This is a genomic window from Maridesulfovibrio sp. (genome assembly GCF_963676065.1).
Classification (GTDB): Bacteria; Desulfobacterota; Desulfovibrionia; order Desulfovibrionales; family Desulfovibrionaceae; genus Maridesulfovibrio.
Map to the genome: position 1 here is coordinate 1013474 of NZ_OY780933.1, position 13768 is coordinate 1027241.

General features: G+C 41.1%; 9 protein-coding genes. All 9 read left to right on the forward strand.

The window, feature by feature from the left end:
- Position 1 precedes the first annotated feature (1 nt).
- The 9 genes from ACKU35_RS04530 (at position 2) to ACKU35_RS04570 (ending at position 13768) form a co-directional block, all read left to right on the forward strand.
- A complete protein-coding gene (locus ACKU35_RS04530) occupies positions 2-1483 on the forward strand; it encodes a GspE/PulE family protein (protein WP_319763568.1) in 1482 nt (493 codons plus the stop codon).
- A 41-nt stretch (positions 1484-1524) separates the two neighbouring features.
- A complete protein-coding gene (locus ACKU35_RS04535) occupies positions 1525-3639 on the forward strand; it encodes an STT3 domain-containing protein (protein WP_319763570.1) in 2115 nt (704 codons plus the stop codon).
- 116 nt (positions 3640-3755) lie between these two features.
- A complete protein-coding gene (locus tag ACKU35_RS04540; RefSeq protein ID WP_319763572.1) occupies positions 3756-5867 on the forward strand; it encodes a hypothetical protein in 2112 nt (703 codons plus the stop codon).
- A gap of 584 nt (positions 5868-6451) precedes the next feature.
- The gene (locus tag ACKU35_RS04545; protein WP_319763574.1) at positions 6452-6958 is read left to right on the forward strand and encodes a glycosyltransferase family 2 protein; all 507 of its coding nucleotides are present in this window, start codon (positions 6452-6454) and stop codon (positions 6956-6958) included.
- Positions 6959-7726: 768 nt separating this feature from the next.
- Positions 7727-8764 carry a sulfatase-like hydrolase/transferase gene (locus tag ACKU35_RS04550; protein ID WP_319763576.1) on the forward strand — a complete coding sequence of 346 codons (1038 nt, stop codon included), beginning with the start codon at positions 7727-7729 and terminating at the stop codon, positions 8762-8764.
- Positions 8765-9470: 706 nt separating this feature from the next.
- Positions 9471-9683, forward strand: a complete 213-nt coding sequence (locus ACKU35_RS04555; RefSeq protein WP_319763578.1) for a hypothetical protein — start codon at positions 9471-9473, stop codon at positions 9681-9683.
- A complete protein-coding gene (locus tag ACKU35_RS04560) occupies positions 9667-11055 on the forward strand; it encodes a class I SAM-dependent methyltransferase (protein ID WP_319763580.1) in 1389 nt (462 codons plus the stop codon). Before ACKU35_RS04555 ends, ACKU35_RS04560 begins: the two co-directional genes overlap by 17 nt.
- Before the next feature lie 398 nt (positions 11056-11453).
- Complete coding sequence (locus tag ACKU35_RS04565; RefSeq protein WP_319763582.1) at positions 11454-12374, forward strand: glycosyltransferase family 2 protein; 921 nt, start codon at positions 11454-11456, stop codon at positions 12372-12374.
- A 62-nt stretch (positions 12375-12436) separates the two neighbouring features.
- The gene (locus ACKU35_RS04570; RefSeq protein WP_319763583.1) at positions 12437-13768 is read left to right on the forward strand and encodes a polysaccharide biosynthesis C-terminal domain-containing protein; all 1332 of its coding nucleotides are present in this window, start codon (positions 12437-12439) and stop codon (positions 13766-13768) included.

The following is a 13768-nucleotide window of genomic DNA, read 5'->3' on the forward strand; positions in this document are numbered from 1 at the left end:
ATTGAGTTCTTCCTATGATTTGAATCTAGTTCCGCAAAATGTTGTAGACCTTTTCCTGACCTTTCCGCAGCGGAATGAATTTATTCCTGTGGAAGTGCAGGACAAGGAAATTAAATTTCTCCTGCAGAACGAAAGCTCACTGCCTATGGCCGACTTTCTGGCCTGGAAGTTGGGCAAAAATGTTGTTTCTGAAATTGTTCCCGAGGAAGAGTTTTTTCCTTTGCTTGAACAGGCTTTGACTGTCTGGGAAGAAGAGAGTGCTATCGAGTCAGACTCTGATGAAGATGATGCCGAAGACGGGCAGGATTTGCTTGGCTGGTCTCATGATGATGCCCCCATTGTCCGGCTGGTGAATAAAACTCTGCATCAGGCCATATCCAACGGAGCCAGTGATATTCATTTTGAAGGGCAGGGCAACGGTTTTGTTGTCCGCTACCGGCAGGACGGAGTGCTGAAAGCAGTCAAGCGTTTGGATAAAGGGCTGCAGCCAACAGTAATCGCCCGTATTAAAGTCATGGGTGAAATGGATGTAGCCGAGAGCCGCAAACCCCAGGACGGACGTATTTTTCTTAAACTCGGGCAGAAAGAAGTTGATGTCCGTGTTTCCACAATTCCGACCATGAGCGGTGAAAAAGCCGTTCTGCGTGTTCTGGACCGTTCTAAAAATATTTTAAATCTCGAGGATCTTGGGCTTAAAGGTCCCGATCTGGAACTTTTCAGAAAGGTTCTTGCTCAGCCTCATGGCATCGTACTTGTTACCGGGCCGACCGGTTCTGGTAAAACCACAAGCCTTTATGCCGGGCTCAGTGAACTCCCACGCGACGACAAAAATATTGTCACAGTGGAAGATCCTGTGGAATATCAGCTTTCCGGGATTAATCAGGTTCAGGTCAACAAGGCCGCCGGGATGACTTTTGCAACCACCATCCGGTCCTTCCTTAGGCAGGACCCGGATATTATTCTTGTAGGTGAGATTCGAGATCAGGAAACTGCAAGTACGGCAGTTCAAGCATCGCTTACCGGTCACCTTGTGCTTTCTACCTTGCATACCAATGATGCTGCCACCGCCGTAACCAGAATGCTTGATATGGGCATCGAACCGTTTCTGCTGGCATCTTCCCTTTCCCTTGTGCTCGGTCAGAGACTTGTTCGTGTTAATTGTAAGCATTGCTCAAGGACGATTGATGTTTCCGAAAATACCCATAAGCTTTTCGAAGAGATCAATGACTTGCCTGCTCAGCAGTTAGCAGGAGCCGGTTGTGAGCATTGCAACTTTACCGGATTCAGCGGTCGCCGTGGAGTTTATGAACTCATACCGGTAACAGAAGACATGCGCGGTATGATCATGGAGGTCGCCTCTTCCGACCGGATCAAGGCTTACGCGAAGGAAATGGGCCGTGAAACAATGGTTGATCACGGCGTTCGGCTGGTCAAAGAAGGTGTGACGACTCTCGAAGAAGTTATCAGGGTCACCAAGCTTTAAATCAAATATCTTTCACTCAAATACTTATAGGTGTACCAATAATGAATACTCATGATGAACTGCGCAACCCAAATTGGTTTTCCGATTGGAAAACTCTTTTTTTATTTGCACTTTTTTCGTTTGTTGTTGCCTTCGGATTGCGTCTTTTGGAGTTACCCAAGTGGAATAACCAGGCTTATATGGTCAATGGTGAATTCATTATGGGTACACATGATGCTTACTATTGGCTCGCCGGAGCAAAAGGTATAGGCAGCGCTGTAGGAAAACCAATAGTTAACATCCTAAAATTAATAGGAAGTATCACTGGGTGTCAGTACGGAAATATTGCATTTTGGTTGCCTGCCGTTTTTTCCGGTTTAACTGCGGTTGCCGCTTTCGCCTGGGGTGGACTGGTTGGAGGTAACTGGGTCGGCTTATGTTCAGCTGTTTTTGCTACATCTATTCCAGCATTTTATTTCAGAACAAGGCTCTCTTATTATGATACTGATATTGTGACTCTACTTTTTCCTCTGCTTATTACATTTTTACTTGCACTGTTTATTCAAAGGGGGATTTATTCTACATGGCTTAAGCGTTCTGCTTTCTCTTATAAAAGTTCAAGGTGGGAATTGTTCTTGCCGTTGCTGGCAGGAGCAGTAGCATCGTATGGTGTATTATGGCATGCGGATATGCAGCTGTTCGCTCTGGTTTCTTTGCTGCTGGGGTCTTTTTTAGTTTTAGCGGTAGGTTCCTCAGAAAGTCGCCCTGAATTGCTGAGAGGTATGCTGATCTACGCTATTTCCGCTTTTTTCGGAGCATGGGGGATTCCCGTTGCGTTCCTGGTCTTGTTTACATTGAAGTCTCCTAAAGTTCAGGAACATAAGCTTTATAAGAATATTTTTGTTTATATTGTAGCCATCTGTGGCGTGTTCTTATTGAGTGGTGCGGGGCAGAATCTCGGTGTTATTGTGATGAAAAAAATCGCTGTGTACCTCAAACCTACAGCAGATGTCTCACATATTCAGAACGGGCCTGTTTATCCTGGAATTGCGCAAAGTGTTATTGAGGCGCAGAATTTGAGCCTAAGTGTTTTGTTCAGCCAGATGATAGGCAACACAACTCTGGGGTGGATTTGTACTGCTTCAGTTGTATATTTTTTTGCCTCTAGACCTTATTCTATGCTGCTTTTACCTTTTGTTTTAGCAACATTTGCATCAGTTTATATAGGTGGTCGTTTCGCTATGTTTGGTGGGACAGTCTTTGGGCTTTCTTTTGCTGTTCTTTTACAAGACGTGCTGAATAAGATTTTTAAACTTGAAAAGAGTCGGTATAAAAGAGTTATTCATGCTGCGGCTGGAATAACAGTACTCGGATCTTTACTTTGTAATACGGTTCCAATGTATCGGGAATATGCGATTACCCCAATTATGAGCCAGCAGCACGTCAAAGCCCTGATTGAGGCTGGTAAGCATATGCCAAAAGACAGTACTGTTTGGACATGGTGGGATTGGGGATATGCAACTATGTATTATGCCGGCGTGAATACTTTAGCTAACGGCGGAAATCATGCTGGAAAAGTTTTGTTTCCTCTAAGTTTGGCTTACACTACTCCTTCCTATCTGCAATCCAGCCAGATGATTAAATTCAGCGCCGCAAACAAGGGAAACCCGTGGACTGAGTTGAATAAGCTTTCAGTTTTGCAGGCGCAGGAATTTATTAAATCTTTGGGCGTAAAGAAATATCAATTCAAAAAGGCACCTAAACAGTATCTTGTAACTTGCTGGGAGAATATAAAGCTTGCATATTGGATTATGTACTACGGAACCTGGGATCTCCGAAAAAAGGGTATTCATCCAATAGTTCAGGGGGTTAACAATGCATTCACCTTTGATGCTGAAAACGGTGTTTTTCGCCAGAATGGAAGGCCTCCCATTAAAGTTTCTGGTTATGAATATTTGAGCTCAAAGCAATCTGGAAGATCTCGTTTTGATCTTAATGCCGGTCCGAATCTTGTGTATAATGCTGATAGTAAACAGGCTTATTTGATGGACGACCTCGTCGCTAACAGTGTAATGTTTAAGCTATTGACCGTGGGGCCTAGCGATGCGAGGTTGAACAACCATTTCCGCATCGTTTATGACGGTTTTCCCTTCATACGAATATACGAGGTCATTTAGTTTCGATAAATGTCTTGTCAGGTTTATTTTTTTTTTGTATTAAAAAAGTGATCGCTGGTGACATTGGGTTGCTAGTGGTCGCTTTTATTTACCTTAAGCCCTAAGGAGATCTTTTCATGAAAAAGATTACAGGTCTTACAGTAATCGCGCTCATGCTTCTTTGCAGCAGTGCTTTTGCTTCAAATTCACCGACCATGCCGTGGACATTGAACTCCACTTGGAACATGGATGGTAATGGTGTAACCAACGTAGCTGCGAATACCCCTAAATTTTTTACAGGATTTTTCGCAAACGCTTCCTACTCCAATACAGCATCAGACTTCTTGAATGCTACTTTTATGTTCATGAACTCTTCCAAGACTTACGTAATGAGTCAGGATGATTTCTCTGCCTCTACTAACCAGGGTGGTAACGCAACCGTTTGGGGGTACTTTGGTTTTTTCAACTCAACCGACGCAGCAACCATTGCTGCTAACGTAGGTTGGGTTTCCATGCAGACAAACAGCACACCCGCTTCTGCTGCTTTGGGTAACGCAACTTCTCTGAGTATCAGCGAAGGTGCATACAATAACCTGAACGGTCTCGTGACCCTTGGTATGGTTAACGGTTCTACCGCTGGTAAAGGTAATACGCAGCTTGGTCCTATCCGCATGGCCTCCACTTCCGGCGGTGCCCTGCTCGCAGGTGTTGGACAGAACACGCCTAACCCGTCTTCTACCGCTGCCGTCGAAATAGCTACGGGTACTTCCCTGATCATGGCTTACGAAAATGGTACCTTCCAGAACACTACTGCTGTTTGGGGGTCTAACTGGGATTACTATGCAACAGGTTATAACTACGATACCTACGTGCCCTATTATATCATTGGTCAGGTTAAACTGATTGAAGCTTATTCCGCTACTACTGGATATAATGCTAAAGCTAAATTCAAAGTATTCAGCGGTCTTGATGATTCTGTAATTCTTGATCGTTCCGACGATTGGTACAGATATAACGCTACTGTAAGCACTACCGCTGACTATGGTCGCTTCAATCTTACCGCAGACTTCCCTCTGCTTGAAGGTGCGACTCTGAATAAAGACCGCAACTTGGCTACTGGCTCTGTTTACAAAAATAAAGCTCAGGCCAGACACTTTGCTGTTATGATTAAGTCCGGTACCACAATGAGTTCTAATGACCTCAAAGGCCGCAGCTACAAACTGGTTTATGCTGGTTTCGGTGGTGGCGCCAAGTCTGCTCGCAACGCAACTCAGGGTATCCTCGGTTTCGGTCTTAATGACGATCTCCTCGCTAAAGGCCACGGTGGTTACGTAATCTCCGGTGCTGATGCAGCTGGAACCGTCGTTCCCACAAACCCCGATTCCTTTGAATTCGCAATTGCTGACACTAACCAGTTCGCTTCTATGACCCAGTCTAACATGACTATCAAGAACGCCGCTGGTACCCTCGTTGGTACTGCTTACTTCAAGCAGTCTGCAGAAAAAGACTACGCTGTTGGTATCTATCAGCCTGTACGTAGTGGTGCTGCTAATGGTGCAAACCTTGTTATCATGATCCCCGACACCGCTGATATTGGTGTACCTAACTCTGCTGATCCTCAGTTTCAGCATAACGCAACTATCGAAACTGCAGCTCCTGTAGGTTTTGCATATCGCAGAAACGCAACTGTTTCTGCTTTCTCTACCAAGAAAGATATGAGAGATCAGTGGACTGCTCTGCCTTCTGATTTCACACCTATCTCCGGGCTGATCGGTTTTAACGCTACTTCTGTACGCTTAGGTGCTCAGAAGGGTGATCTTCTGTACACTGTACAGATTCCTTTCTCCGGTGTTGGTTACAAAATTGATGATCTGGCACTCTACAAAGTGTTCCCTACCGTTGCAAAGACTGTTAAGTCTTTTCAGTATGCATCCTCTGATGACAGTGGTAAGAACGCAGAAGGTGCTTGGTGGATTTCTCAGGAAATCGGTGATGGTTACCTCGGAGTTGACTCTTACCTCTCTCCTGGAACCACTTACTACCTGAACTACGTTATTAAAGATAACGGTGAATATGACTACCGCGCTGCTGATAACAACGACATCGGTGACCCTGTTGTCCTCGGTACCATGGATTCATCCTCCAGCTCCTCCGGTTGTGTATTCAACCCCGCAGCTGGCTTCGGTCTGGAATGGCTGCTGCTGATGCTTGCTCCCATGGTTGCTATCGTACGTAGCCGTTTTAAGTAGCAGGTCATACATGCATTAGGTCTTTGGATCTAAAATAATTAAGGGAGTCGGCCTTGGCCGACTCCCTTTTTTATATTAAGTGTCCGATCTTGAAACAATTAAATAGCCACAGGGATTCTAGGAAAAAGCAGGTCATAGTATATGTTCTTATCTTAGCGTAAAGAAAATGTTTTAAGGCTCGGATATGGATATTAACTGCGGTGCCCCCATAAAATGAACCACCATTCAGAGCGTTGATTTAGAATATCTATCGGGTGCAGATCGACGTAAATTCAAAGAAGAAGAAATGAACAGGTAAGTGGATATTACGGAAATAGTTATCAGTGGCTACTTTTGATGCTAAGACTATATTAATGTTTCTTAACTTAGTGAGTCCCTTACAAAAAAATAACTAGGATTCAGAAAAATAACGAATAAAGCTGCTGAGTACCACTGAACTATATTTAATGCTAAAAATTCGTGAACTATTTAAGTGCTGCTTAAGTAGCAAATTTGACTAGGGTGTATATGAAGTATAGAGACAATTATAAACGATCAATATATAAAGTTTAAAAGAAAGTATTCAGAAGGGACATAGAGTAGTTATGGCAATTCCAACGACAGTGGTTATTCCGGCATACAATGACGCAATGGGACTTGATTATTTGCTGTCTGACCTTTTGGCTTTTACTGAAAAAAAGGGTTTGAAGGTTATTGTAGTGAATGATTGTTCGTCTGATAATACCAATGAAGTTTTGAAAAAATACGTCAGCAGAATTAAAGTTCTTGGTAATGAGACCAATCTTGGTTTCGGCGGTGCTTTTAAACGAGGTATTTGGGCTGCTGAAACCGAGTGGGTTGCTACGTTTGATACAGATAAGCAGCATAGAATTTCCGATTTAGAATCTCTGGCTGATCAGGCTGTAGACAAAGTTGATGCCGTCATTGGTATGAGGGATAGCGACTCTCATGTCACAAAGTCACGTGTTTCAGGTAAATGGATTCTCTCAAAAGCCGCAAATTTTATCACGGGCAGGAAAATTCCAGATATAAATTGTGGATTGAGAGTTTTTCGCCGTGGTGTGCTGCTTTATATTCTACTAGCACTCTGATCTGTTTGCATTAAAGTTGCCCAGTGTGTTTTTTAATTAATCCATACAAGCATTAGCAACACATTGAAATGCTATATAAAGTGGCTGATAGGCCTCTCCGTAATGAGCTTTAGATTCTTACTTTTTTCAACGCCATTAGAGGGTGTGAGCATAACTGAAGTCTGGATTAGTTAATTTAACGAAGGCTTCCGCATGGACCGGTGGTAAAAGGATCGCAGTCAAGAAGGACCAAAAAATTTACCCCAATAAAACCCTACTTGCAGATGGCAATATCCTGTGGAGTTTTGTAATACAACAGTCAATGGTGACTGAAAAACCGAATCTGACATGTGTTAAGGAAGAACACTTATGAATTTTTTTAGCAAAGCTCTCTATAGCGAAAAAACGACTATATTTTTGTCCTGTATTTATCCAGTTCTTTTTTTATATTCACAAAATACGAATGTGTACTCTCTGCAATCAGTAGCTGCATCCTTGCTGTTCATGGTTGCTATGGCCAGTGTGACGACACTTTTTCTCAACATATTCTGCAAAGTTTTTGGAAATAGAGTACTTATTTTTAGTGTTTCAAGCACTGTGTGCCTACTTTCACTTCTTTATTTTTCCATCCGCATTTTTTTCCCGAACACCTGGTCAGTACTACTTTTATATTGCGCCTTGGTTCTCTTTAGCACAGTGCTATGCATAAAATTTAAATTTTACTATTTAAATTCCTTCCTTGCTATTCTGTGTGCTCTTTCTTGCCTTATGATTGGAGGCAAACTTGGCATGAACTCTGTGAATTCTGTCGAATTTTCAAAACACAATACAAATGTTGCTTTCATTCACAAACCAGATATTTTTATAATTCTTGCAGAATCGTACAACAGCTTTAGAGAACAGCAAAAAGAATATGGAATCGAAAATTCTAAACTAAAACAGTATCTTCAACAAAATAACTTTGAAATAGAAAATGCTTTTTCAAACTATGACCATACGACAGCCAGTTCTCTAGCCATATTTTACATGCAGCATCATTATAATAAATTTCTTGAAGGAAATCATGATTTAACCGCACAGGGGAGAGGCTTATTAAATGGCAACACTTTGAATGCTGCGCTCGCCATTCTCAAAAAAAATAATTACTACACTTCATTTATTGATTGTGGAGGGTACCTTGTTAAGCAGAAAGGTGAACTTTACAACTACACACCTGCTAAAAATTTTTGGGGACACCTACCTAGTCCACTTGAAAAGCCTATGATTCCTATCAATATCATCCTCAAAAAAATTCATATTTATATAAAATTCATGAATGACGTTGATACTACTGTCGCACTAAAAGATGCCATGAGTGCAAAACCTAATGATATGCCGGGGTTCTATTTTATCAGAGAAGGCGCTGACCACGTAACATACGAAAAGACACCAGAGGTGTGGCGTAAGAATTACCGGGAACTGATCAAAGAGGGTGACAGGAAGATAATATCGCTTCTCAGATTGATTCAGGAAAAATCACCAGATTCAATTGTCGTTATTCTAGGTGACCACGGCGGAAAAATGTATCAGCTTAAAAAACTCAGCAAAGATGATTTTATAAAAGATCTATACGAAGTCCTTTTTGCCGTAAAAATGCCTGTAAGTTTAAGTAAGCAAGGTAAGTGGAATGAGTATGCGAATACTGCCGTCAATCTATTTCCTAAAATATTCAATATGCTTTCAGGAAATTCCTCTCTATTAGACGGGCTTGAGAAGAAAGCGCACAGCATTGATAGAAACGGAAAAGTCATTGCTGTTGACGGCAATCCCGTTGACGTCAAGCCTTAAAGCTCGCTACGGATAAACTCGGACATTGCGCCTTCCCACTAACTGGGACTATTTAAAAGTAGGTATTTTCGGCAAACCGGCTTATTGTAGCCGTCAGGCTCTTGTCTTGAAGAAGTAAACTTACCACGAACAGATAGCCAGGCTGCGACAGGTACAAAGTCTGCTAAGTATGTCGCACGAAGGCTCGAACCTAGGATCTTAACGGCCCGGAAGATCAATTTCATCTTAGCGATGAATAGGTCGCCCATAGCACTCAATCACAGGCCTAGTCAGGTTGATTTAAACTTTGTAAATGATAATCCGTGCAGTGGCTGAGGAAGTGTAAGCACTAACTGTTGTCGATAATTTTAGCCGAGAGTGTATACTTGCTGGGCTTTAGATGTTTCAGAAGTTCATTCTAATACTGAAACATTACGTAAGGGATATAAGGAACTCCGTCCGTGATCCTTTAGGAAGATCAGCCGCCAAACGATTTTTCTCGCATAAAACATCCTCATATATGTATTAGGTCGTCATTGAGCCGGGGAAAGTTCGGTGCTCCGCACTTATGTGGTGCGCAAAAAGACTTGGCACCTGAGGCCTATGGTTTACATGCGATAAGTGGGCGGTTAAATTCCTATCGGACCTTTGTCCCTTCTTGACTTAACAGAGGATCAAGAATATACGAAAAATAATTTTTAACCTTCATATTAATATAGAGAGAGTTATGTTTAAATATTTAAGGGTATTAGTGGTTCAGGTCTTCATATTATTCTTGTTTGTCGTGCCTACTACGGCCCATGCATATTTAGATCCTGGGACAGGTAGTCTGATTTTGCAGGCTTTAGCAGCTGGACTCGTAACTGCGCTTGCTTTTTGGGGGAAAATCGTAAGAAAATTCAAATCAATCATAAAAAAGTCCGATGAAAAAGATAGCTAGCTCTTTTCGTGATCCAGATGGAAATGTTTTCATTGAAGATGATACAATATACAGAACGGTAAGGAATTCATATCGCGCCAATTGGGAATTATGCGAATATTCCGGCCTTTACAATCTCTTGTCTAATGAGCAGCTACTCATTGATTTTTCTGAAATTGATTCAGACGAGCACTACAAGCTTCTCAAAGTTAAGAAAATACCGTTCATCAGTTACCCTTATGAATGGTGTTTTTCACAACTCAAGGATGCAGCACGCACAACCCTTTCTATTCAAAAACTCTCCCTTGAAAAAGGCCTCACCCTCAAAGATAGCTCTGCTTATAATGTTCAATTTATCAATGGCAAACCTATATTCATAGACCTTCTTTCTTTTGAAAAAAGACCTGTCAATTCACCGTGGCAGGCTTATCGCCAATTTTGTATGCACTTTTATGCTCCACTAGTTTTAACAGCTAAAGTAGGGCTATGGTGCGGGCAATTATCAAAGCTCAACATTGATGGAGTTCCTCTCAGTTCAGCAGTAGAAATGCTGCCATTAAAATCTAAGCTCAATTTTCATGTCGGGTTACACTTAGTAGCCCACTCCAAAATGGAAGATAAATATTCAGATTCAATAAAATCAGCAGACAAAGCTATCTCTATACAAATCTCGCCACAAAAAGCATTAAATCTTATTCAGTCATTAGAAAGTGCTATTGATGCACTAAGTCTTCCCAAAACGCAGACGACGTGGGGGGATTATTATGATGACACAAATTATGCTGTGGATGCAATGTATAAGAAGGAAATGATTGTTCATGACTTTTCATCTATAGCCGCAAAAGATAATCATGGTAAGCTGGCTCTTGATTTTGGGGCGAATACCGGAAAATTTAGCGAACTCATCAGCGAACATTTCTCGAATGTTATTGCTACTGATATTGATCCACTAGCAGTAGAAAGACATTATCAAAAATTGCAAAAGAAAGGCCCTAATAATATTCTGCCTTTAATCATTGACTTCGCCAACCCCAGTCCGGCGCTTGGGTGGGCTTCAAAAGAAAGGGACAGCTTTAGTCAACGTTCAAGTTTCGGGTTTATTACTGCACTTGCTGTCATCCATCATCTCCGTATAACTAACGGAATCCCGCTTGAAATGCAGGCGGAGTACTTTTCTGATCTACTTGATGCGTCGGGATATTTATGTATTGAATTTGTACCAAAGGAAGACAGTCAAATAAGAAGGATGTTAGCTGTGCGTAGTGATGTGTTCTATGACTATACGGAAAAAAATTTTCAGTCTTGTTTTGAGCAACACTTTGATTTTATAATGAAAAAGTCTGTCTCAGGATCATTGAGGACCATATATCTACTTAAGAAGAAACCTTTTTAATAAGTCCTTGTCAGATCAAGATTTTACGCATTATTCTAAATAAAAATGGCTATCGACTTTAGTCCTAAAGTACCAGAAGTGGCTATATGGATTGAAGTTGTCATGATTTTCAAGGCGATACTCTCTCCGTTTCACTACAAGATCAGACATCCTATATGCGGGGGCAGCCGTGATAAGTGCCTGCACCCCGAGCCTGTATGGTTTCATTGAATTTATTTGATCACATCTCGTTTGGCTCTTCGGTCTCTAAATCTTGGATATAAGAGAATAAAGGGAGTCGGTCTTGGCCGGCTCCCTTTAATTATTATGATTGGAGTTGTTTGACTAAGGTGTACATTCGGTATAGAGAATTAAAGCATATTTTATAAATTTTAATATCAAAAAAACATAGAGTAGTTATGGCAATTTCAATGACAGTAGTTATACCGGCCTATAATGATGCTCAGGGGCTTGATTCAATGTTGTCTAGTCTTTTGGCTTGCACAGAAAGTAAGGGGTGGGAGGTAATCGTAGTTAATGATTGCTCACCTGATAATACCAATGAAATTTTGGGTAAATTTGCCGGTAGAATCAAAGTCATTGAGAATGAGGTTAATCTCGGGTACGGCGGTGCTCTCAAAAGAGGGATTCTAGCTGCTGAAACCGAGTGGGTTGCGACTGTTGATGCTGACGGTCAGCATAGAATTTCCGATTTAGAGTCCTTAGCAGGTCAGGCACATGGTAATGTCGATGCTGTTATCGGAGTTAGGGATAAAGATTCACATGTCACAAAGTCACGTGTCCCGGGGAAATTGGTTCTCTCAAAGGCAGCAAATTTCATCACTGGCCGAAAGATTCCAGATATCAATTGCGGACTGAGAGTACTGAGACGGGAAGTGATGCTGCATATCTTTTCTATTACATCAGATAAGTTTTCCTTTTCTACCAGTACGTTGATTTGCTTGCTCGCATTGAACTGTAATGTCGTTTATTCGCGCGTCGTTGTTGATGCAAGAATAGGAACAAGTGCAGTTAAACAGGTTAAGGATGGTCTTTATACCTTGATGCTAATGTTGCGTTTGATAACATTGTTTAAGCCTTTAAGAGTCTTCTTGCCTATTAGTTTGTTTCTCTTTTCTGTTGGTGCAATAAATCAGTTATATGTTTTTGTTGTTCATGGTTTGAATTTTACCACGGCCACTGTTTTGTCTGGAATTGGCGGGTTAATAATATTTTTCATGGCATTGATTGCTGACCAGATTGCCGGGTTGCGGCGGGATATACTTTTTCAGTCTTTTAATATTAAGCGGTTGTCTTGCAATTCTACTCATAATGCATAGCGTGCACAACTTATGTATGGCTATTAAATGACAGAGTACACTGGTTTAAGGTTAATTGTTCCATGATCGGATATCTTAAAGATAAATACGCCCTTCTAGGCAAAAAAAAAATTACCAGAGACTTATTCTATAGCTATACTGCTTTTATATTGATGGGATTGAGTGGGCTAGCATTAAACTATTTAGTTGTTGTCAGTTATGGCGTTTCGGTTCTCGGTGTCTATAATCAGATATATGCTGTTTACGTAATCACCTGTCAGTGCGCTGTTGGCGGGATTCATCATTCTGTGCTGCGGCATACTGCCAGTTATGCTGATGACTCAATAAATAAAGATTCTATTTTGTGCTCAGGTTTGCTGCTTGCTGTCTTTACAGGGGGATTAGCGGCGACTTTTCTTTTTCTATGCTCAGATATCGTTGGCTCATTTGTTGATAGTAGTGTTGTGGGAAAAGGGGTTGCATATGCGTCTTTTGGACTATTTTTTTATGGTTTGAACAAGATATTTCTTGCCGCTTTTAACGGCAATAGAGATATGATGTTGTTTGCTGTTGGGCAAGCGACTAGATTTCTGTGTCTAATCGGGTGTGTGTTGATTTGTGTTGTCTTTGATGTTGATCAATCATTACTCGGGCTTACGTTTCCTGTCTCTGAACTTTTAACTCTTATAGTTCTATGCACAATTCGCTTACAGGAGAAGATAACGTTTCCTGTTTATTTAAGATCATGGCTCAAGGTACACATTGTTTATTGTGTAAAAGGTTACTTTAGCCAGATGTTTCAAGCGATTAACTTACGTATAGATATTTTGATGCTAGGTTTTTTTACAAATGATTACAGCGTAGGAATATATAGCTTCGCTGCTGTTTTTGTTGAGGGTGCACAAGCTCTTCTTGTTGTTGTTCGAAATAATTTAAACCCAATTTTGGCGAGAGCGCTTATCAAAAAAGATTTTCAAAGTCTTAAGAATGTAATATTCAAAGTTCACACAATAATATATCCGTTGTTGCTGTTGTGTTTTATTGTGTTTTTCTTCGGATATGAATCTGTTATGAGTTTTGTCGTTACTTCAGATGTCGCCGAAAAAACGAAGGTCCTTCTTTTTATTCTTCTTTCTGGTTTTTGGATATACTCGGGATATGCTCCATTTGGTTCTCTTTTGGTGAACGATGGGCATCCAGGAACTCAATCATTATTGTTGCTTTCCTGTATGTTTCTTAACATATTGCTAAATTCCATTCTCATAAATCTTTGGGGCACTATCGGAGCCGCTTTAGCGACTTCTTTTTCGTTTGTCGCTTATGTACTCATTTTGATTTATTTTGTAAAAAGGACTACAGGTATTTGTTTATTTCCCTTTGGCAAGTGGTTAGATAAAAGTTTTGACAACGAATAA

Bases quoted from the DNA above. Each gene is read 5' to 3' on its own strand.
- ACKU35_RS04555 (WP_319763578.1), top strand. From the start codon at position 9,471: ATGTTTAAATATTTAAGGGTATTAGTGGTTCAGGTCTTCATATTATTC.
- ACKU35_RS04535 (WP_319763570.1), top strand. From the start codon at position 1,525: ATGAATACTCATGATGAACTGCGCAACCCAAATTGGTTTTCCGATTGG.
- ACKU35_RS04570 (WP_319763583.1), top strand. From the start codon at position 12,437: ATGATCGGATATCTTAAAGATAAATACGCCCTTCTAGGCAAAAAAAAA.
- ACKU35_RS04565 (WP_319763582.1), top strand. From the start codon at position 11,454: ATGGCAATTTCAATGACAGTAGTTATACCGGCCTATAATGATGCTCAG.
- ACKU35_RS04550 (WP_319763576.1), top strand. From the start codon at position 7,727: ATGAACTCTGTGAATTCTGTCGAATTTTCAAAACACAATACAAATGTT.
- ACKU35_RS04545 (WP_319763574.1), top strand. From the start codon at position 6,452: ATGGCAATTCCAACGACAGTGGTTATTCCGGCATACAATGACGCAATG.
- ACKU35_RS04540 (WP_319763572.1), top strand. From the start codon at position 3,756: ATGAAAAAGATTACAGGTCTTACAGTAATCGCGCTCATGCTTCTTTGC.
- ACKU35_RS04560 (WP_319763580.1), top strand. From the start codon at position 9,667: ATGAAAAAGATAGCTAGCTCTTTTCGTGATCCAGATGGAAATGTTTTC.